Origin of the sequence: Bifidobacterium pullorum subsp. gallinarum, assembly GCF_000741215.1 — a bacterium.
Taxonomy (GTDB): Bacteria; Actinomycetota; Actinomycetes; order Actinomycetales; family Bifidobacteriaceae; genus Bifidobacterium; species Bifidobacterium pullorum_B.
This window is the reverse complement of the sequence record NZ_JGYX01000007.1, coordinates 194574-213529: the sequence shown is the minus strand read 5'-3', so window position 1 is coordinate 213529 and position 18956 is coordinate 194574. Positions and strand designations below refer to the sequence as shown.

Below are 18956 nucleotides of genomic sequence, written 5' to 3'. Positions count from 1 at the left end.
CCTAGAATGAAAGGAAGCCTAGTTATTTGCCGAACTTTCCGACAGGAGCACGATACAGATTGTTGGCGAAATCCAGATGGTTTTCCCACGGTCGTCGACAGTCAAGGAAATGTGAGATGCGGACACGAATAACGGTTCTGGTTTGAAAGTCGTATCTTTGTCCGTGTCGTGTTCGTTTTCAGAACCACAAAAAGAAGGAGCCCCTCTCGGATAACCGGAGGGACTCCTCTGACTATTGTTGTGTAACCGGTACTCGGTTCAGTTCATGCTCAGTCGAGCGTGAAGACCGGGGCGCCGTTGTTGTCGATGCTCCAGCCGATCTTGGCCAGGCCGTTGGCCTCGGACGCATCGGTGTACAGGTGGGCCGGGCCGTTCGTGTTCGGGTTGTACACACGAACCACGGACTCGGAACCATTCTGGACCGTGTAGAACTTGATGCCCTCGTTCACCCAGCCGACCTGAGCCAGAGCCTCGGCCTCGCCCTTCTCGGTCAGCAGATGCTCACCGGTGTTCGGGTTGTAGGCGCTGTAAATCGGAGTGCCGAACTTGGTGACACGGTTGAGCACCACCTTGTACGGCGCGCCTTCAGCGTTCCAGCCGAGCTTGACCAGAGCGGAAGCCTCAGCCTGCGAAGTGGTGAAGTAGTGGTCGCCGTTGTTCGGGTTGTAGACACGATAGAGGTTCGTGTCGCCAACCTCGACCAGCTTCGCCTGCATGTCCTTCAGCTGAGCCAGCAGAGCATCATACTCGGAACGGCTGTAGCCACCCTTCGCGGCAGCCTTCTTGGCCTCCGTGTAGTCCTTCTTGAAGGACTCGACATAGGCCTTATAGGAGTCCGTATAGAGCTTCTGCTTGTCGGCATCCATATTGACGTTCACGAGGCTCTCGAACTCGTAGAGGGCTTCCTCATACGAATACCACTCAGCCTTGTAGGACGCCGCCAGCGTGTAGTGATAGAAGCCATCAGCGCCGTTCGGAGTCACGACCTGCAGCTTGGCGGTCGGATCGGCCGCGGTGCCACCATTGACGAAGGTGACCTGATAGCCGGCGAGATCCTCGACATCGACTTCATTGCCTTCGACGCTGGTGATGGTGCCCCAGCCCTCGAACACGTAATCGTCACGCGTCATCTCCGGGGTCTCGAACACATCACCGTCCTCGAACCACATCTCGGTCGGCTTGGCGGAACCGTAGCCCGGCTGGAAGGAGACCTTCACAGCGGAAACGATCCACTTCGCGTACAGAGTGATGTCCTTGGTAACCTTGGTGTTGAAATCGTAGGCATCCGCGTCAGCGCAAGCAGAGGTCGTGTACCAGCCGGCGAAGGCATACTTGTACTTGCCATCGGCACGGGTCGGATCGGCCGGGGCGGACACGGTGGCGTCCTTGGCGACGTCGGCGGTCGCGTTCTCGGTGCCGGCGACCTGGTCGTCGAACGTCACGGTGAAGTGCTCCACGGCGTTGAACGGATACAGATTCATATCCGAAGTGACCTTCGCGGACGGGTCGAAGTCGGTCAGCTTCTTGTCGTCCGTACCACGGCTGGTCTTCCAGACGGCAGCAATCTTGTCCGGCTGGCCCTGCAGCTTGGCGGTCGGCATGGTGCCGGTGTAGCTGCTGTTATCCTTGTTCACATCCACCTGATAAGGCGAAGCGACAGCGTTATCGCCGACATACAGATCGTAGTTGGCATAACCCGTAATCGCGTTATCGCCGTAGAAGGAGACCGTCCAAGCGTCGGCCGCAACGGCGGTGAACGTCACATAATCGCTGGCTTCACCGTTATAGATGCTCACGTAATCGGCGGGGTTCATGGAAGCGTTGAAATCGACCGCGCCACCGTTGGCGGTCCAGCCTGCGAGCACCTGATGGTTCGCAACGCCGTCATCGCCCGGAATCTGCCAAGCGGCAAGGGAATCACCCTCGGCGACATACGTCGTATCGGTGTCGGTATCGCCGTCATACTCGGCAACGCCATCGATGACGTCCTTGCCAGCCGGATTCGCAAAATTCACGGTGTAGACATCGGCGCTGGAATGCTCGTAAATCGTCGTATCAGCCGTAATCTTCGTGCCCGGCTGAACCTTCGTGCCGTTGCCGTTGCCTTCCTCGGTGTACCAGCCGGTAACCGTCTGACCGGCGGGATCCGCACCCGGAACCAGCTGCGCACCATCGATGGAGGTGACACCATGAATGGTCTCGCTGGTGCCGTCGGCATACATCTTTGTCAGGTCGTACGTGTTGGCGGCGTTGGCCGTCAGGGTGCTCACACCCATGGTCGCGAGCATGGCGACCGAGGCGAGGCCGGCGACCGGCGCGCGCCAAACCTTGTTGTTTCCTGTCATCATCAGGAACCTTTCTTCTAGGGACATCGGGTTCGCTGCGGGGACTTTCCCCACCCGACTATGTATGTTTTTACTCCATGCCCCGGACTACTGTCAAGTTACTTCCAGATGAACTCGACCGTGTCTCAGCGCAATGTTCAGAAGCGCATATGGAAAACCATATCGAAATGTCAACACTTCGCACGAAACACCTGGCATCGTCAACGCGTGGCAATATCCGTAGGCTAGCGTAGTGGTGTTTCAGCCCCGGCGCACCGCGGGCCACGATCAAGGAGAACCTATGTCATTGAAGATACACCAGGTAGGCGTCTCACTTTCCGCCGCCATCGCCAGCCTCGCGTTGTTGACGACTCCAGCCTTCGCGTTGACGGACACGAATCTGGATGCCGTCGGCATCCGGGGAACCGCAACGCTTGCCGATCAGGAAATCGTGTCCACGGGCGGCACAATGCCCGACAATCCCTCGCAACCCCTGCCCGATTCCGTCAGCGACGAAATCGCCGATGACGCCACCGTGGTGTCCGAAGACCTGGCCATGGACGAGGACGGCACCGTCCGCGACATCGAATCCGGAACCGTCATCACCGACCCCGACCTGGTGGGCACCACGGATACGCAGGCCGACCCGCTGGCCAAAACCGATGGGGAATCGTTCATTCCGGTCTCCGCGGCGGAGGTCAGAGAAGCCGTCGACGACAGTGACACGGTAGAACAGTCCGCCGCCCGCAGCAGCGCGGCAATGGGCACCCAAGGCACCGTCCGCACCGTCGCGCTGGACAATAACATATATGGTGCGTATTGGGGTACCTACAGCAACGCTCCGGCGTTCTTCGAGGCCGACGACACGCTGTTCGCGCAGCACGCCAAGGGCGTGGTGGACGTGTCGGAATGGCAGGGCACCATCGATTGGGCCGCCGCCAAGGCCGACGGCGTCGAGGGGGCCATCATCCGGTTGGCCTATGGATGGGGCAACGGCTTCGACGCCGACGCTGTGCGCAACATCAACGAATGCAAGCGTCTGGGCATCCCGTTCGGCATCTACGTGTATTCCTACGCCTATGACGCGGCATGCGGCTCCGCCGAAGGTGCCAACACCGTCAGTCTGCTGCAGCAGGCCGGCGTTAGCCCGAACGACCTGAGCTATCCGGTCTATTACGACCTTGAGAACTGGACCTGGACGGGGCACACGCCGCCCACGAGCCCTGCCGTATACGACGGCATCGTCAACGCCTGGTACGCGCAGCTGCAGTCCGCCGGATACACCAACCTGTCCGTGTACTCCTACACCTCCTATCTCAACAGCGCGCTCAACTCCGCCAACATCCGCAGCAAGACACGCTGGGTAGCCAGTTACGGCGCCCGCACCAACTTCGGATACTCGTCCAACGACAGAGGATGGCAGTACACGTCAAGCGGCACGGTGAACGGCATCACCGGCAACGTCGACCTCAACGCATTCGGCGTCAAGGACTGGCCCGGAAACGACGGATCGGCCACCCCTCCGGTATCAGATCCCGGTCAAGACGGGGAGCCGGCGCCCGTCATCACCTGCAACGACACCGCCGTGTACCGCGTGTACAACAGGAACAGCGGACTTCACCACTACACCACGTCCGACGCGGAGCGCGTGCAACTGGTCGCGGCAGGATGGAGCGACGAAGGGACCGCGTTCTGTGCGGTAGGCAGCGGGGATGATGGCACGAGCGTCTACCGACTGTACAATCCGAACGACGGCAACCACATGTATACCATCGATGGCAAGGAACGCCGAGACCTGATCAACGCCGGGTGGAACAACGAAGGCGTGGGCTGGCAGATTCCGGCAGATGGCAACGTGCCTGTGTACCGGTTGTACAACCCCGGCAGCGGCGAGCATATCTACACCACCAACTTCGCGGAATATCAGCGGGTCGGCACTGCGGGATGGCATCAGGAGGGAATCGCTTGGTACTCGCTGTGATAGCGGCGTGGTCACGAACCGCGCTCCACCAGCAATGCCGGTGCGGCCGCAGGCATTCGGCCACAGCCACACCGGCCCGGTATGCATGAGAAACCAATCCGACCCGACGAATATCGAGATTCCGCGCTATCATCCGTCAGTCCAGCTTGTTCCGTCGACCAATCCGGCACGACTCCGCGACACGTCGATGGATGCGCCACGCTGGCTCGAGGTGCCTCATTTGAAAGTGAGCGCGAAATTGTGACTGGTGCCTCACCGGGGGTGAGCGCGAAATCCTAGTCGGTGTCGGCTGGTGTTTCGTTGTGGTTTTCCGGTGTGACGCCCGTGATTCGCGCGAGTGTCCTGTCCAAGTATGCCATGTCGGGGCCGAGCCTCTTCTCGAGGCGGCGCGTGCGTGGCGCGGCCATCGCCTCGAGCCGGTCCTGGATGTCGTGGATGCGGCGGACGAGTTCGGCGGGGTTCGTGGCGGCGATGGTCTCCTCGATCTGTTCGCGCCGGCCGGGCAGGATGAACCCGCTTCCGCCGTTGCCGCGGTCCTCCCGGTCGAACCGTTTGAGCCTCTCCCACGGGGTCATGGGCCGGTCGTAGACGCGGCGGGGCCTGCCGTCACGGGTGCTGGAGCGTCCCACGGGCTTCTTGGAGGGGGTGAACAGGTTGGCCTTGATCCTCACGAGCTCCCAGAGCTCGTTGAGCAGGTCGAGCTCCTCGACGGTGTACCGGTAGTAGAACGCGTGCCTGCGGACGATGTGGTTGTTGCGGGACTCGACGGTGGCCTGGTCGTTCTTGCGGTAGGGCCGGCTCCTGGTCTGTTCGACGTCGAGGGCCTGCAGGTGGGCGATGAACTCCGCGTTGATGAACTCGCTTCCGTTGTCGTTGTCGTAGGAGCGGATCGCGAACGGCAGGCGCTCCTCGATCATGGCCTCGGCCCGGGAGAGGTTGCGGTACGCGTTGTTCCTCGCCGACGCGTTCTCGGTCCACCCGGTCGCGAAATCGACCACGGTCAGGGTACGGCAGAACTCGCCGCGTGCGCTGGGCCCGCAGTGGGCGACGGTGTCGGCCTCCACGTTGCCCGGCAGCCCGTCGAGCTCGTCGCCCGCCTTCCTGATGGTGATCGAGTTGCGTAGCAGCTCGCCGGCCGGCCGCGTGGTCGCGATCCCCTTGGGACGCGCCGTGTCGCGCACGGGTCTGAGGTACCGGTCGACCGTGGCCGCGCTCATCGTCATGAGCTCGTCGAACGTGGACCCGTCGTACGCGTCGAGCTCCCCGCACGCGCGCAGCACGGGCAGCCACTGGGGCAGCATCGCCTTCAGATACTTGCCGCACGGCATGTCCATCAACATCCACACCTCGCGCAGCAGCTCCCTCGAGCGGTCCGAATACCGCCTCGGACGCTCCGCGGGGACCGCCTCGTTATGTGTTCGCCGTCCGGCCTGGGCGAGCAGGCGCCTCGCGGTGCTCCTGCCGATTCCGAGCGATTCGCACATCCTGTCCAGGATGACGCCCTTCTGCTTCTTCGACGCCCTCACGTACTCGTCCCTGAACCTGAGGGTAACCTGCCTCTTCGCCGCCATGCTGATCCCGTCTTCCATAAGACCAGCCAAACAAACCAACCCGGTTTCGCGCTCACTTTTACTGAGGCACCACTACGCAATTCGCGCTCAAAAAACGTGAGGCACGTCGGGCTTTACAGCATGGCCAAGTATGGACTATAATATGCAATGGGTGTGGAATCTTGTTTCATGCACGTTGTGCACCTAAAATAGTATATATCGCCTCACTTCGGGACATCGCGATGTTTGCGGGCTTTGCCAGTCTTCGGACTGGCAAAGCCCGCAAACATATTCACGTCAAGCGGCGCCGGTAACGTTTTCCGGTTTCCGTGTGTGGTGAGGTTTATAGTCGATTGATCTGGTTTTGTACGGTTTGCCTGAATCCTCCGGTGTGCAGGAGGCTTCTGGTGATGTGGTTGTTCAGGTTGGTGAAGCCGAGGGCGATGCCTCGCAGGTGTTCGAGCCTGCCGTTGACGGCCTCGGTGGGTCCGTTGCTGGAATGGGCGTGGTCGAAGTAGGCCGGGACGTCCGGCAGGCGGCGTCCGAGCGTGCGGTCCAGGGTCCCCGGCTCCCTTGGCGCGTTGGTGGGCCCGGCGTTGACGTCGTCGACGGGCTCGTGCATCATGCCGCGCACCCTGCGCCGGTCGGGTTCCGCGTAGCATTTGATGATCTTCTGGTAGGCTCCCCACATGACCTCCAGCGGCCGGTTCGCCGGGTCCGCGAACAGCCGGGCGACCGTGGCGCGCTGCCGGTCGGTGAGCGTGCCACGGGTCTTCAGCAGCGTGCGCCGGGCACGGTAGAGCGGATTGCGTGTCGTGCCGCGCCGTCCGGCGGCCTCCCGCTGGAGGTGCTGCCTACATTGGTTGTCGCCGGCGAGCCTGACGACGTGGAACGGGTCGAGGACTTCAACCGCGTGGGGGACGGTCCTCCTGACGGCGCGCTTGTAGCCGGCGAACGCGCTTCTACGGTCAGAACTTGAACACCTCCAACCCTAGACAGGTGTTGCACTTCTATCTAGAACCCGCGCCCAACAACACGTTCCCGTCGAACCTGCTAAACTCGGGCGCAGGCCGTGGGACATCGTTTTCGGTTATCTTCTGCACAAACAACCATGATGCCCCATGGCTCTCCCACACCCGCCACACACGAAAACCGGAAGAGCCAGTAAGCTTCCGTTTTTCCGTTATTTTGAATAAAGTGCGTGTGCGCGCAGATCAACGAATGGCGCGGCCAGCCGCTGTCGGAGCACGCCTACCCGTACCTGTTCGCGGACGGTATGTGGCACAAGCGCACCTAGGGGTCGGCCGAGAACATCAGCATCCTAGTCGCGGTCGGCGTGGACGACACCGGTCACCGCAAGGTCATCGGCGTCGTGGAGGGCATGAAGGAGAACCGGAGCAGCTGGGAGCAGTTCATCCGCTCGATGATCGCAGGGGCGTACGCCTGGTGATCGGCGACCGGTGCGCCGAGCTCATCTCCACGATCAGCGCGATGCCGCCGGGGCGCGCTACCAGCGGTGCATGGTGCATTCATGCGCAACGTGCTCTCCAAGGTCAGCCGCAAACATACGAAGTGGACCACCTTCATTCTGAAGGCCATGTTCGCCATGGAAAACCGCGGCCACGCTCTCGACAAGGCCGAAAGCGTGGCCGCGGAGATGGACTCCAAAGGCCTGAAGGCCACGGCCTCATGCCTGAGGGAGGGCATAGGCGAGTCAACCACCTATCTGCTCGACGAATACCCTGTCGAGCACCAGCGGCGGATCCGCACCAACAACATGATCGAACGGCTCAACCGCGAGATCCGCAAGAAGACACGCGTCGTCGGCAGCTTCCCGACGGCAGGAGCGCGCTTATGCTCATATACGCGCACATCCGCTACGTCACCGCCAGCCAGTGGAGCACACACCGTTACCTGGACGTGTCCCGGCTCGACGGCACCATGCAATCAACGCACCGAGATCACGTCCGACGACGGGTCGACCACATTCGCGCAAGACATTGGGCACAACCCAAACGAATTAATGAATTGATTCAAATGAATATATAAAGGAATTGACACTTAGACATAAAACATTTTATGCTGAAAAGTACCGATATTTCAGTATATACTGCAACCAACCTCATGAAAATTGGGTACATAACGGAGGTATGAACAGATGACATCACTTCAAGGATTTCAGGAAATTTCTCTTGCGGCACCGGTCAGCAAATCCGTGATGACGGTCACGGATTCCGTGGTGCGGTTCAACAAGGCCACGGCCGCGGAACTGGGTTATCCGGCATACGTGCACGTGCTCGTCAACGAATCGGCCAAGCAGATCGCCATCCAGGCGTGCGCCGACAAGGATGAGAACGCGGTGAAGTTCAGCAAGCCCGCGGACAAGCAGACCACGTCCATCAGCGTCAAGGCACCGGCCGTGGTGGCGGCCGTGACCGCGTTCTTCGAACTGCACAACCCCTCCGAGGACGAGATCGACTACCGCTCCATCCCCGGTGTCGGCCAGCCCGACGACAATGCCATCATTTTCGCCGTGGCCGACGCCAAGGCCGGCACGATGAAGAAGCGCGGCCGCAAGAAGGCGGCAGACGCGGAGTGAGTGGGGATGCGCCGCGGGAATCTGCCGCACAGCGCACGACGGGTTCCCGCGGCACCCCAAGCAATACACCAAACGTTAAGGTGCATCCGAACCCGTTCGGATGCACCTTTTATCCCCGCAAATATCGACATCTTTTTTTTCTCACAGCGTTCATTGATGCATGCACATGAACGCAATGCCTCCGGATGGATCCCGATATCTCCGCATCGAAGCAGGACCGGCGCTTCCGCCGGCAACCCGCGCATGCCGTATCCTTCCAGCCACAGTCGGTAGGATGGAACCAGACGAGCCGGCTGGCGGCGATAGACGCCGAGCGCATAACAGGAATGGGGCGTGCGATGGATGTGATCACGGACTGGCTGCAGCAGCATGCGGGCAAGGTCATCCTGCTGGTTATCGTGATGGCGATCGCCATGATAGCCACCAAGGTCGTGGTCCGTGTGACCAACGAGGTACTGGGCCGGGCCAGCATACCGAATGCGTCGATCTTCGCCAACATCCTGCGCGTGATCATCTGGGCGGCGGCAATCACCATCGTGCTGCAGCCGGTGTTCGGCGTCAACCCCACCACCATCTTGGCGGCGCTCGGCGTCGGCGGCGTCGCGATCTCCCTCGGCATGCAGGATACGATCGCGAACATCATCAGCGGGTTCGGGCTCATGCTCGGCAAGGTGATCCAACCCGGCGACCTGGTGCGCATCCAAGGCACCACCGGCGTGGTCAAGGACATCACCTGGCGGCAGACCGTCATCCTCGAACGCGGCGGCAATCAGATGGTCATCCCCAACTCGGTGCTCAACACGTCGTCCTTGGAGAAGCTCACACAGGCATCCGAAGGCTATGTGCCGGTGCCGTTCACGGTGGCCGCCGGCAGCGACCTGAAGCAGGTCGAGCGGCGGGCGCTGGACGTGGTCAACAAGGCGACCGAGGGCATGCGGCTGGAGAACGTACCGACGCTGGTCAAGTTCACCGGGTTCACGCCGTACGGCATCACCGCGGAGGTGCAGGTGTACGCGCGGTTCGACGTGTTCCCCTCCACTGCGGCCGACGCCGCGGCGCGGGCGCTGGCCGGCGCCGACTTCATCGAACAACACGCCGCCGCCGGTCCGATCGCCGCGGAGTAGTAGCCGGTCAGAATAGGCCGTACATCGACAGGGCGGTCAGCGCGGCACACATGGCGATGTAAATCACCATGCCCGGGTTGCCGAATGCGGTCTGCCCGCCCAGGCCCTTCGGCAGCTGTTCGGGCGTGGTATAGAACTCGAACGTGCGGCGCTTGGTGATCAGCAGCACCACGCCCGCAATCGACAGGGCGATCAGCAACAGCCCATACCCGGACACCAGCATCATGCCGGCGCCGTTCTGCGCCAGCAGCGCCTGGGCCGCAGCCGGATCGGTGGTGTCCGTGGTGGCGAGCGCCTCCAGGTCCACCTGCGAAAGCACCCATGGAGCCAGCACCGAACCGTTGAAGTTGACGATCATGTGCATCACAATCGAATACCGCAGTTGGCTCGTACGCATGTACACATAGCCGAACATGAGCCCCAGTCCGAACGCGTAGAAGAACTGGAACAGATTCAGATGGAACAGCGCGAACATCAGGGCGGACAGCAGAATCGACAGCTTCTCGCCATACCGGCGGGTGCGGCTGATGATCTGCTTGCGGAACATCCACTCCTCGAAGATCGGCCCCAGGATGACGCCGAAGACGATCATCGCCGGGTCATTGGCCATGGCCAGATTCGCGATCGCGTTCTGGGCCGTGCCTCCGGAGAGAGCCATCGACAGCAGGTTGCCGATGATGTTGCCGCCATACATGATCGGCAGGCACATGAGCAGCAGCGTGAAGAACCGGCCGGGAGTCATCGGGAACCTGCGAGTCGGCAGCTCGGGCACCGCCTTCATCAGCATCAGACCCATTGGCATGGCGATCAGGTACAGCGGACCGCTGGAGATGAGGAACTGCAGCCATATCGGCGCGTTCACGGCGTTCTGCCCCATCGCCTGCACCAGCATCATGGACAGCGCCATGTTCAGCGCCACCCACACGGCCAGCATCACGCATGCGCCGGCACCGATGCGGCCGAACCGCCAACGCGCCTGAGTCAGCCAATCCATTGCCGTTCCTTTCCCTAAACGGTCCGATTGAGCCCCAGTCTAGCCCACACCCCTTAACCGGCCGATCCAGCCAGGCCAACTGTTGAAAAACCCGCAGAAACCAGCCCCGTTAAGCGCACAAGTCAACAGTTGTCGGGGCGGCGAGCCATCCGAGCCGGCCGCCCCGACAATCCTCACACCGCCAACGCGGGCACGGCCCTGGGCGCCACCACCACATCGGAGCCGATCGCCAGACCGGCCGGCAGCTCGCTGGCCGGCAGCTGCACGGTCACGCGCAGCTGTTCTCCGCCGTTCCACCGTTGCCATTCCCCGGAGCTGATCACCGTGTCCACACGGACCAACGCACCCAGGAAGTGGATGGTCTCCACGCGCGCGTGCTCGCCCACATTGGAGGTGTTCGTCTCGGCCGGAGTCAGCGTCAGCGCCTCCGGGCGAACCAGCACAGCAACCAGCGGACCTTGCTTGGAACCCTCCAGCAGCGGCACGCGCTGGCCGAACACCACAGCCTCGGAACCGTTGGAGCCGCCGGGCAGGCGATTGGTCAAGCCGATGAACGTGGCCACATATTCGGTGGCGGGACGCTGGTAGAGGTCCTGCGGAGCGGCGATCTGCTCGATGCGCCCGTGGTTCATGACGCCGATGCGATCGGCCACGGCGAGCGCCTCCTCCTGATCGTGGGTCACGAACACAGTGGTGGTGCCGGTTTCCAGCTGGATGCGGCGAATCTCGTCGCGCAGCTGCACACGAACCTTGGCATCCAGCGCGGACAGCGGCTCATCAAGCAGCAACACGCGCGGCGAGATGGCCAGCGCACGGGCCAACGCCACGCGCTGTTGCTGACCGCCGGACATCTGCTGGGTGTACTTGCCGGCCTGATCGGTCAGGCCCACCAGCTCCAGCTTCTCCATGGCAATCCGACGGCGTTCCGCCTTCTTCATGCCACGCACCTCCAGACCGAATTCCACGTTCTGCAGCGCGGTCATATGGGGGAACAGCGAATAGGCTTGGGACACCATGGCCATGTTGCGCTTGTTCACCGGTGTGGCGGTGACGTCCTGACCTCCGACGAGGATACGTCCGGCTTGGATGTCCTCAAGTCCGGCGAGCGCGCGCAATGCAGTGGACTTGCCGCAGCCGGAGCCACCGAGCAGCACCACCATCTCACCGGGTTTGATGTCCAGATTGAAGTCGTCGAGCGCCTTGCTGGCGGCTCCCGGATAGATCTTGTCCACATGCTGCATGCGGATGCCGCCGCCGCGTTCGGTGGAGTCTTCGAGAACCGCCTGGGCGGCCTCGGTCACGGTGGCGCCCAGTTCGTTGTCGATGAACGATTCCGATGCTTCGGCAACAGCCGCCTTCTGATCGGCGAGAGTCATGATTACTTACCTTCCTTGGATGTACGCATGGCGGTGGAAATCAGGTCGAGCGCCACCAGCAGTATCACGCCGAACATCAACGCGAGCAGCGACATGGCAGTGGAGACCTGTGAATTCGACTGGCCGAGCTGGTAGAGCGCGACCTGCAGGTTCATACGGCCGAGCAATGAAGCGACCGTGTACTCGCCGAGCACTACGGCGATGGAAATGAACGAGGCGGACAGAATCGACTGCCACAGGTTCGGAATGATCACGCGGAAGAACACGCGCGGCCAGGAGGCGCCCAGCGAACGCGAAGCCTCCACCAGGGTCTTCACATCGATGGAGTTCAGCCCTACCGCAATCGATCGGAACGCGAACGGCATGACCAGCACCACGTAGGCGAAGCACAACCACACGGGGTCGGTGCTGAACACGTCGGCGGACAGCCATCGGTAGATCGGTCCCAGACCCACCACCAGCACGATCGCGGGAATCGTCAGCGGCAGCGTGGCCACCCACTCGATCGCACGCTCCAACCGGCGGGAGCGGATGTGCACGATCACCATCGTCGGCACCATGAGCACCAGCATGATCACCACCGTGACCACGCACAGCAGCAGCGAGGAGCCGAGTCCCTCCCACAGCACGGTCAGATCCGCGCCCAGCGACTCGCCGTTGCCGGTGAAAATCGCCTGCCACGGGGCCAGACTCCACTGTCCGGACAACGGATGCCGCACCGTGAACAGCAGCATCGACGCCAACGGGATGAACAGGAACAGCAACGTGAGCGTCAGCACGATCGCCTTGAAGATGCGTTGTCTGCGCAGGCGGATGGCGCGCAGCTGCGGCGGGTTCGCGGCGCCCACGGTCCTGTGCGCGGTTTCGGGATTCACTGCCATCGTCCGGCCCTCTTTTCGATGATGTGGCTGAGCAGCATCACGATCGCGACGACCACGACCATCGCGAACGCGAGCACCTGTGCAAAACCCTGCTGGTTCGGATCCATCTCGTTGCGCATCGCCCCCTGGATCATCAGCGGCACGAGAATCGCCCGCTGGGAGAACAGGGCCGCGGCGGTGGCATACGCGGAGAACGCGTTGGCGAACAGCAGCAGGAACGCGGAGATGAAGCGCGGCGCCAGAATCGGGCAGGCCACGCGCGTCCAATACTGGAAGGTGTTGCCGCCCAGGCTTTCGGTGGCCTCGCGCCACTCCGTGCGGATCGAATCGACCGCGGGCAGGAAGACGATGATCATCAGCGGAATCTGGAAATAGCTGTAGATCACGATCAGGCCCGACAGCGAGGACAGCCAGTTCGGGTCCACGGTCACGCCGAACAGCTGCTGCAGCAGCATCGTGCCCACGCCGTTGATGCCGATGGTGGCGATGAACGCGAACGCGAGCATGACGCCGCCGAACTGCGCGAGCACCGACGAGATGGCGGAAACCATGCGACGCAGCAAGCCGTCCGGTTTGGCGCCGATGACCAGCGAATAGGAGGCAAGCGCGCCGACGACCGAGCCGATTACTGCGGAGATGATCGACACCGTAATCGACGTGCCGAAGCTGGCGATGGTGTTCGGCTCGGCGAGTCGGGCGAAGTTGGCGAGCGTGAAGCCGCCGTCGGCACCGGTGAACGCGCCGACAACCACGATGATCGTGGGCACCAGCAGGAAGCAGGTCGTGTACGCGAAGAACGGAACCGTGACGCCGACGGTGCCGAGTTCCTTGCGGTGCGCGGCGACGAAGGAGGTAGCGGACGGGCCCGCCGTCTTACCGGCAGGCCGTCCCTGTGCGAGTGCTACAGACATGGGAATGGTGCACTTTCCTTGCCGACCGGTCGGATCAGTTACCGATCGTCGCGTCCCAGTTCTCCTGCAGCCACTCGGTGATGCGGGTGGAGTCCTCGTTGGTGTAGCTCAGGGAATCGCCCTCGAGCACGTCCGCGTCAGCCAGGATATCCTGGTCCACGGTGCCCTCGTCGATCATCGACTGCAGCAGGATCGGGTTGGAGCCGCCCTTGAGCCACAGGTTCTGGGCCTCCGGGCTGTACAGGTACTCCATCCACAGGCGGGCGGCCGCCGGGTGCGGGGCGTCCTTGTTGATGGACTGGTTGTAGTAGCTCACCACCTGGGCTTCGGGGAAGGTCATGTACTCCCAGTCCACGCCCTTGCTCTCCAGGCTGGCCTCATAGGAGGCCTGGTTGTAGGTCCAGTCAAAAACCACACCGGTCTGGCCGGAGTCGATGGTGCCGTTGGTCACGTCCACCTGGGTCAGGTTGCCGGCGTCCTTGAGCTCCTTGAAGAAGTCCAGGCCGGGCTGCAGGTTGTTCAGGTCGCCGCCCTTGAGCGCGTTGACCATCACGAATCCGTTGAACGCGGCACCAGCCTCGGCAGGCTTGCCGTTCAGAGCCACAGTGCCAGCGAACTTCGGGTCGAGCAGGTCGTCAATCGATTCGATCTCACCGTACTTGTCCTTGTTCCAGCCAACGGACATAATGCCGGTATAGTCGCCGTAGTACAGGCCGTCCGGATCCTTGAGCTCATCCGGAATCTTGTCCCAGGCCTGCACCTTGTAGGGTGCGAAGTAATCGGTGTTGGTGGAGGCCACGGCCAGACCGGTGTCGAACACATCCGGGGCGGCGTCGGTGCCGGCGTTGGTCTTGGCGGCATCGATCTCCTCCTTGGAGGAGGCGTTCGGGTTGAGCTCGGTGACTTCGATCTCCGGATACTTCTCCTTGAAGGTCTCGATGACCTCGCCCCAGTTGGACCAGTCGTGCGGCAGCGCGATGACGTTCAGCGCGCCCTCTTCCTTGGCGGCGGCCTCGAGGTCCTCGAAGGAGCCGAAGTCGGCCACGGAGGTGGCGGCGGCCCACTCCTCGTTGGCGTCGGAAGCCTGGCCGGCATTGTCGCCGCCGGCCGCGTTGGCGGAACCGCAGGCGGCCACGGACATCAGCATAGCGGCGGCAAGTGCGCCGGCCGCGATCTTACGCAGGGAATTCATCTACGTTCCTTTCCTCAGTGACATTCGGCCCGGCAACGATGAGTGGCTTGCCGGCCGTTCACGATTCAGGAGCGTAGGTGGCCAAGTTAACGTCAGGTTGGCCGTCTCGTGAACCCCCAACGGATTATGGAGACCGGTCGCTGAACTTTCGGTAACACGCCGGCTCCATAGGTCAACTGTTGAAAAGATGGCGGAAACTACCCCAATTAAGCGCATAAGTCAACGGTTGAACAACAGCCTTGCAGAAAAGGTGGTGGGAACTCACCTCATGTCAGGCTGCGGGCAACACATTCAGTTGGGGATTGTCATCTTCAGTTGGAAACCTATCCGCCATCATCGCCGTCGAATACCGCCAAATATGGCTTTGCCTCCAGTTGGAAACCCGAAAAGTTTCCAACTGAAGGCAATAATCCCCTACTGAGTTCAGAGCACGCCCTCGATCAGGGTGGTGATCAGATCGGTGTAGCTGAGGCCGGTGGCCTCCCATGCCTTGGGGTACATGGAGATCGGGGTGAAGCCGGGCATCGTGTTGATCTCGTTAATCATGATGGCGCCGTCGGCGGTCACGAACGAATCCACGCGGCTCAGGCCCATGCCGTCCACGGCCTTGAACGCCTTGATCGCGGTCTCGCGCACGCGCTGCAGCGTCTCCTCCGGCAGGTTCGCGGGCACCTCCACATGCGAGGCGGAGGAGTCCATGTACTTGCTGTCGAAGTCGTAGAACTGGTCGCCGCCGTCCTCGCGACGGTCGAGCACGATCTCACCCGGCCAGCTGGCCTTCGGCTCGTCGCCCGGCTTGGCGCACAATACCGCGCATTCGATCTCGCGCGCGTCGATGCCCTGCTCGATCAGCACGCGCCAGTCATGGTGGGAGGCCTCGAACACGGCGGCGGCCAGTTCGGCCGCATCGCCCTCGCGCTCCACCTTGGTCACGCCGAAGCTGGAACCGGCACGCGACGGCTTGACGAACAGCGGGTAGCGCAGGCCGGCGGCCTCGACCTCGGCCATGATGGCCGCGGCGTCGGAGGCGAACCCGTCCGAGGCGTCAAAGGAACGCGCATCCAGCGTGATGCCCGGCGCCGTGGCGATGCCGGCGGCGTTCAGCAGCACCTTGGTGTAATGCTTGTCCATGCACGAGGCCGAGGCAAGCACGCCGCAGCCGACGTACGGCACGTTCATCATCTCAAGCAGACCCTGAATGGTGCCGTCCTCGCCGTACGGGCCGTGCAGCACCGGCAGCACCGCATCGATGTGGCCGAGGGATTCGACGGTGTCGCCGCCGACCAGGAACCCGTCGCAGCCACGGCTCACGTCCAGCAGCACCGGACGCGATTGTGGGGTGACCTTGACCTCGGGCAGCGCGTCGCCGCTCAGGTCCCAGCCGCGCGGGTCCTCGCCGTTGACGATCCACTGGCCGGACTTGGTGATGCCGACCGGAATCGGCTCGAAACGCTCGGTGTCCATCGCCTTCAGGACGCCGGCGGTCGAGATGCAGGAGATCGGATGCTCATCCGCCTTGCCGCCGTACAACACCACGATGCGCTTCTTAGCCATGCTGCCCATGTCCTTTGTCTCGTGTTTCATTCGGCCGATCAGTCGACCGATTCGATCAGATAACCGGGTACCAGCCTACCCGCAGCCGTGCTCTACGTCGGCGCTTCCGCATGTGTGCATGGACCATTTGACGCAGTAGCTTCACAAACCCGCGATAAAAGGGTCTTGCTGCTCCCGTCTGATTGCAAACGCCAGCCCAGCGAAATGGCTCCGTTCGCTCACTCCTCGGTGATATCGGGGCCGAACAGTTCGGCCAGCATCTCACTGCAGCTGATGCCGCGATCCAGCACATGGCTCATCGCGGTGGCCAGCGGCGTCGGCACGCCAAGCTTCCTGCCCAACGCCACCACGGCGTCGGTGGTCGGCACGCCTTCGGCCACGCCGTTGCTCACGCGCGTCGCCTCCTCCACGCTCAGCCCCTTGCCCAGGTTCGCGCCGAACGTGTAGTTGCGGCTCAACGGCGACCCGCAGGTGGCGATCAGATCGCCCACGCCCGCGAGCCCGCAGAACGTCTTGGGGTCGGCGCCGGCCGCCTTGCCCAGCGCGGTCATCTCGGACAGGCCGCGCGTCTCGATCATCGCGGCGGTGTTCTCGCCATAGCCTGCGCCACGCGCCATGCCGACGGCGAGCGCGATCACGTTCTTCAGCGATCCGCACATCTCCAATCCGATGACGTCGGTGGTGACGAACGCCTTGAAATAATGCGTGGTGCAGGCATGGGCCACACGGCGCGCATTGTCGATGTTCGTGCAGGCGACGACGGTGGCGGCCGGCTCGCGCGCGGCGATCTCCTTGCTCAGATTCGGTCCGGAGATGGCGGCGAACCGGTCCTCCGGCAGGCCGAGGGTCTCGGTGACGACCTCGTCCATCCGTTTGCCGGTGGCGCGTTCGATGCCCTTCATCAGGGAGACGACGATGGCGTCGCCGGGGATCAGGTCGCGGAACGGTTCGAGCGCGACGCGGGCGGCCTGCGCGGCAATGGAGACGATGATGATCTCCGCTCCCCTGACGGCCTCGGCGCGATCGCCGGTGGCGGTCATGTTCTCGGGGAGACGTTCGACGCTGGGCAGGCGGACGGCGTTGCGGTGGCGGTCGCGGATGCCTTCGACGATTTCGGGTTCGATGGCCCACATCGTCACGTCGTTGCCCGCATCGGCCAGCACCTGACCGAATGCCGTGCCCCACGCGCCTGCGCCCAGTACCGTGATCTTCATCGTTCCGCTCCTTTGCCGATCGGTCCACTATGTCTCAAGGTCTGCGGTCATCCTACCTGCAGGTATGCACGGGACTCCCGCCGCCCGACGAACGGGCGCCGCACCAGGTTGTCCGCATGTGCGCCGCCACCGACACGTGCGCGAGCGAGCCGGTGCCCGCGCACGCCGCACATCCGGCTCACCACGCCTGGCGGCGCATGTTGCGGTAATCCCAGTATCCTTCGGCGGGCATACGTTCGCCGCGGATCTCTTCCATGACCTCGTTCATGCGGCGGAAGACGCGCATCGTGAGCTCCGACACCTTGTCGGCGGGCGGCTCCTCGCCCCAGGAGTCCATGTCGGCGAGCAGGTCGGCGTAGTCGAGCTGCCCGTCGTAGCACATGACCACGTTCTTGCGCGGCCACGGCCACCATTGGTTGATGCTGGCGGCGCCCCAGGTGACGGCGCAGAAGATCGGCACCTGCCGGCCCAGCCGACGGGAGGATTCGAGCGCGATGTAGCCGATGCCGGGCTTGAGGCTCATGACCCATTTCTTCGGGTCGCGGGTCACGGTGCCTTCCGGCCAGATGGTCAGCGGCCGGCCGGAGGTGATGATCTTGATCGACTCCTCCTCGATGGCCTTGGCCTGACCGCTGCGGCGCGGCACCGGCTGCATGCCGACGAGCTGGAACCATCTGCCGATCAGGGGCCACTTGGCCATTTCGGCCTTGGCCATATAGCGGGGGCGACGGCCCATGTGGAACAGGCTCATCATCGGCACGAACACGTCATACATGGTCACGTGCGAGGCGGCGGTGATAAACGTGCCGGTTTCGGGGACGCGCTCCAGACCCCAGGCGCGCACCTTGCTGCGGTTGCGCAGCACCTTAGAGACGCCTTCGAGCAGACGCTCGGTGGCCTTGGGGTTCTGTGCGTTGATTTCGGCGGTGTTGGGCGTGCGCGGACCGGTCGGATAGTAGCGGGTTGGGTCCACGAGGTGATGCTTTGCGTCGAGGCGTGCGACCTGCTCATCGCTGAGCGGCTTGACGGCTGAACGCGGGGAGGGTTTTCCTTTCGATGCCATGGTTCCATTGTGCCGCACTCCCCCGAACTTCGGTTACGGCACGCACCGTTTGTCCGAATCGGGGGTTCGTTCGCAACGGTGTCGTATGTGAACGCTCACTCGGCAGAATCCCCCGATTCGGACATTCGAATTTTACATACCGACCGACGGTATGTATACTGGGATCACAAGCTCGATCAGTAAATTGGCACAT

14 protein-coding genes and 2 pseudogenes are annotated in these 18956 nt (G+C 62.6%); 5 read left to right on the top strand and 11 right to left on the bottom strand.

All coding sequences use genetic code 11. The features are described 5' to 3' along the window. Positions 1-269 precede the first annotated feature (269 nt). On the bottom strand, positions 270-2276 hold the full coding sequence (locus tag BIGA_RS09060; RefSeq protein ID WP_162175556.1) for an InlB B-repeat-containing protein: 2007 nt from the start codon (positions 2274-2276) through the stop codon (positions 270-272). A gap of 349 nt (positions 2277-2625) precedes the next feature. Between BIGA_RS09060 and BIGA_RS08715 the strand changes: the two genes are divergently transcribed. Then, a complete protein-coding gene (locus BIGA_RS08715) occupies positions 2626-4305 on the top strand; it encodes a glycoside hydrolase family 25 protein (RefSeq protein WP_033507949.1) in 1680 nt (559 codons plus the stop codon). A 7-nt stretch (positions 4306-4312) separates the two neighbouring features. Further along, positions 4313-4549, top strand: coding sequence for a hypothetical protein (locus BIGA_RS09960; protein ID WP_152596059.1), 237 nt, complete (start codon positions 4313-4315; stop codon positions 4547-4549). A 31-nt stretch (positions 4550-4580) separates the two neighbouring features. On the opposite strand, the gene BIGA_RS08710 is transcribed toward BIGA_RS09960, so the two are convergent. Together BIGA_RS08710 and BIGA_RS09645 are read right to left on the bottom strand one after the other, a co-directional pair. Next, complete coding sequence (locus tag BIGA_RS08710; protein WP_193345859.1) at positions 4581-5876, bottom strand: integrase catalytic domain-containing protein; 1296 nt, start codon at positions 5874-5876, stop codon at positions 4581-4583. Between the two features lie 322 nt (positions 5877-6198). Further along, positions 6199-6798 (bottom strand): annotated as a pseudogene (locus BIGA_RS09645) (transposase); the annotation flags it as partial. 393 nt (positions 6799-7191) lie between these two features. On the opposite strand from BIGA_RS09645, the pseudogene BIGA_RS08700 reads away from it, so the two are divergent. The 3 genes and pseudogenes from BIGA_RS08700 (at position 7192) to BIGA_RS08690 (ending at position 9578) form a co-directional block, all read left to right on the top strand. Continuing rightward, positions 7192-7887, top strand: a pseudogene (locus tag BIGA_RS08700) (transposase). Positions 7888-8013: 126 nt separating this feature from the next. Beyond that, entirely contained in the window at positions 8014-8454 is a 441-nt protein-coding gene (locus BIGA_RS08695; RefSeq protein ID WP_033507849.1) for a hypothetical protein, read from the top strand. Between the two features lie 338 nt (positions 8455-8792). Continuing rightward, positions 8793-9578: a mechanosensitive ion channel family protein gene (locus BIGA_RS08690; protein ID WP_033507850.1), complete on the top strand. Its 786-nt coding sequence runs from the start codon at positions 8793-8795 to the stop codon at positions 9576-9578. A 7-nt stretch (positions 9579-9585) separates the two neighbouring features. Here BIGA_RS08690 and BIGA_RS08685 read toward each other — a convergent pair whose 3' ends face one another. From BIGA_RS08685 to BIGA_RS08650, 8 genes are all read right to left on the bottom strand, one after another. Then, on the bottom strand, positions 9586-10572 hold the full coding sequence (locus BIGA_RS08685) for a CPBP family intramembrane glutamic endopeptidase (protein WP_051917212.1): 987 nt from the start codon (positions 10570-10572) through the stop codon (positions 9586-9588). Between the two features lie 173 nt (positions 10573-10745). Then, entirely contained in the window at positions 10746-11948 is a 1203-nt protein-coding gene (locus BIGA_RS08680; protein WP_033507852.1) for an ABC transporter ATP-binding protein, read from the bottom strand. A gap of 2 nt (positions 11949-11950) precedes the next feature. After that, positions 11951-12829: an ABC transporter permease gene (locus tag BIGA_RS08675; protein ID WP_033507853.1), complete on the bottom strand. Its 879-nt coding sequence runs from the start codon at positions 12827-12829 to the stop codon at positions 11951-11953. Further along, complete coding sequence (locus tag BIGA_RS08670) at positions 12820-13740, bottom strand: ABC transporter permease (RefSeq protein WP_033507854.1); 921 nt, start codon at positions 13738-13740, stop codon at positions 12820-12822. Before BIGA_RS08670 ends, BIGA_RS08675 begins: the two co-directional genes overlap by 10 nt. 34 nt (positions 13741-13774) lie before the next feature. Further along, positions 13775-14932 (bottom strand): ABC transporter substrate-binding protein, encoded by a 1158-nt coding sequence (locus tag BIGA_RS08665; RefSeq protein WP_033507855.1) that lies wholly within the window; start codon positions 14930-14932, stop codon positions 13775-13777. Between the two features lie 423 nt (positions 14933-15355). Next, positions 15356-16486 carry a D-alanine--D-alanine ligase family protein gene (locus BIGA_RS08660; RefSeq protein ID WP_033507864.1) on the bottom strand — a complete coding sequence of 377 codons (1131 nt, stop codon included), beginning with the start codon at positions 16484-16486 and terminating at the stop codon, positions 15356-15358. Positions 16487-16704: 218 nt separating this feature from the next. Further along, a complete protein-coding gene (locus BIGA_RS08655) occupies positions 16705-17700 on the bottom strand; it encodes an NAD(P)H-dependent glycerol-3-phosphate dehydrogenase (RefSeq protein WP_033507856.1) in 996 nt (331 codons plus the stop codon). A gap of 178 nt (positions 17701-17878) precedes the next feature. Then, a complete protein-coding gene (locus tag BIGA_RS08650; RefSeq protein WP_033507857.1) occupies positions 17879-18763 on the bottom strand; it encodes a lysophospholipid acyltransferase family protein in 885 nt (294 codons plus the stop codon). Between the last annotated feature and the right edge of the window lie 193 nt (positions 18764-18956).

Excerpts from the sequence above, each read along its gene's own strand:
- BIGA_RS08680 (WP_033507852.1), bottom strand. The coding sequence starts at position 11,948 with ATGACTCTCGCCGATCAGAAGGCGGCTGTTGCCGAAGCATCGGAATCG.
- BIGA_RS08655 (WP_033507856.1), bottom strand. The coding sequence starts at position 17,700 with ATGAAGATCACGGTACTGGGCGCAGGCGCGTGGGGCACGGCATTCGGT.
- BIGA_RS08710 (WP_193345859.1), bottom strand. The coding sequence starts at position 5,876 with ATGGCGGCGAAGAGGCAGGTTACCCTCAGGTTCAGGGACGAGTACGTG.
- BIGA_RS08660 (WP_033507864.1), bottom strand. The coding sequence starts at position 16,486 with ATGGCTAAGAAGCGCATCGTGGTGTTGTACGGCGGCAAGGCGGATGAG.
- BIGA_RS08665 (WP_033507855.1), bottom strand. The coding sequence starts at position 14,932 with ATGAATTCCCTGCGTAAGATCGCGGCCGGCGCACTTGCCGCCGCTATG.
- BIGA_RS08715 (WP_033507949.1), top strand. The coding sequence starts at position 2,626 with ATGTCATTGAAGATACACCAGGTAGGCGTCTCACTTTCCGCCGCCATC.
- BIGA_RS08675 (WP_033507853.1), bottom strand. The coding sequence starts at position 12,829 with ATGGCAGTGAATCCCGAAACCGCGCACAGGACCGTGGGCGCCGCGAAC.
- BIGA_RS08650 (WP_033507857.1), bottom strand. The coding sequence starts at position 18,763 with ATGGCATCGAAAGGAAAACCCTCCCCGCGTTCAGCCGTCAAGCCGCTC.
- BIGA_RS08695 (WP_033507849.1), top strand. The coding sequence starts at position 8,014 with ATGACATCACTTCAAGGATTTCAGGAAATTTCTCTTGCGGCACCGGTC.
- BIGA_RS08690 (WP_033507850.1), top strand. The coding sequence starts at position 8,793 with ATGGATGTGATCACGGACTGGCTGCAGCAGCATGCGGGCAAGGTCATC.
- BIGA_RS08685 (WP_051917212.1), bottom strand. The coding sequence starts at position 10,572 with ATGGATTGGCTGACTCAGGCGCGTTGGCGGTTCGGCCGCATCGGTGCC.
- BIGA_RS09060 (WP_162175556.1), bottom strand. The coding sequence starts at position 2,276 with ATGGGTGTGAGCACCCTGACGGCCAACGCCGCCAACACGTACGACCTG.
- BIGA_RS08670 (WP_033507854.1), bottom strand. The coding sequence starts at position 13,740 with ATGTCTGTAGCACTCGCACAGGGACGGCCTGCCGGTAAGACGGCGGGC.